Genomic DNA, 1,079 nt, shown 5'->3' on the forward strand with positions numbered 1-1,079 from the left:
CGGGTAGGCACTTTTGGAACCGAAAGTGCCGTAAGAAAACGTGGTGGCAGCAGGAATTTGCCGTATTAAAATGCGAAGCCACGGCAAATTCCGTTACTGGGCACGTATGTGTGAACAGTAACTCGGATGAGATTCGAACCGGAAATGCCTTTGCAAACTCCTGTATTTTTGGTATAATAAAAACACTTAATTGAAATGTATTTCTGGAAGTATTCGAGCATCTGTTTTTCGTGGGAAGAGAAGATTCCGGGCGTACATGGAAGAGGTCAGGAGGGATTTGGAATGGCGAGAGAAGCAGAAGATAGAAGCACACATATCGTATATGAGAAGGACCGCATTGGAGAAGTGAAAATTGCCGATGAGGTAGTGGCGATCATCGCAGGTCTGGCAGCGACCGAGGTAGACGGTGTCGATTCGATGGCTGGCAATATCACAAATGAACTGGTCGGAAAGCTCGGCATGAAAAATTTGAGCAAGGGCGTGAAAGTGACCGTAACCGAGGATCACGTGGTTGTGGATCTGTCCTTAAATATGAAATATGGCTACAGCATCCCGGCAGTCAGTGAAAAGGTGCAGGACAAAGTAAAGACAGCGATTGAAAATATGACCGGTCTGATGGTTCTGGAAGTTAATATTAAGATCGCGGGTGTCAATATGCCGGCGGAAGCATAGCAGGTTTAGTGCTTTCGTAGCTTTTCATTTTCTTAACACAAAATACTCAGTTTGACCTTGACGGGGAAAAAACCGTATGATATGATGATCGCGTTAAAAGGGAGTAGTTATAACCATGTAACCAACAGACCCTGAGGATAGTAAACCTCATGGTTACATGCCTTGTGTAAGTCAGATGGCAGTGTGCTTTTGTAACAAAAAGCGTGTGCCGTATGATTCAAATGTGAGGAACAAGACTTTTAGCATATGTGGATGAAACGTATGCTGAAAGTCTTTTTTGTTTCATAGGAAATTGCGCCCTATGAAACAAAAAACGCTCCGCGAGGATGCGCACTCGCGCGAAGCAGAAACATGTCGCAAGCGACCGCGCTCGGCGCGAGAATGTGCCAAGGCACATTCTTTTTCAT

Annotated in this window: 1 protein-coding gene; it reads left to right on the forward strand. The window is 45.1% G+C overall.

The annotated features are described in order from the left end of the window. Positions 1-282 precede the first annotated feature (282 nt). A complete protein-coding gene (locus DWX91_RS16300; protein ID WP_118468531.1) occupies positions 283-672 on the forward strand; it encodes an Asp23/Gls24 family envelope stress response protein in 390 nt (129 codons plus the stop codon). Positions 673-1,079: the final 407 nt, after the last annotated feature.

This window comes from Clostridium sp. AF22-10, assembly GCF_003478725.1.
Taxonomy (GTDB): domain Bacteria; phylum Bacillota; class Clostridia; order Lachnospirales; family Lachnospiraceae; genus Otoolea; species Otoolea fessa.

Bases quoted from the DNA above. Each gene is read 5' to 3' on its own strand.
- DWX91_RS16300 (WP_118468531.1), top strand. From the start codon at position 283: ATGGCGAGAGAAGCAGAAGATAGAAGCACACATATCGTATATGAGAAG.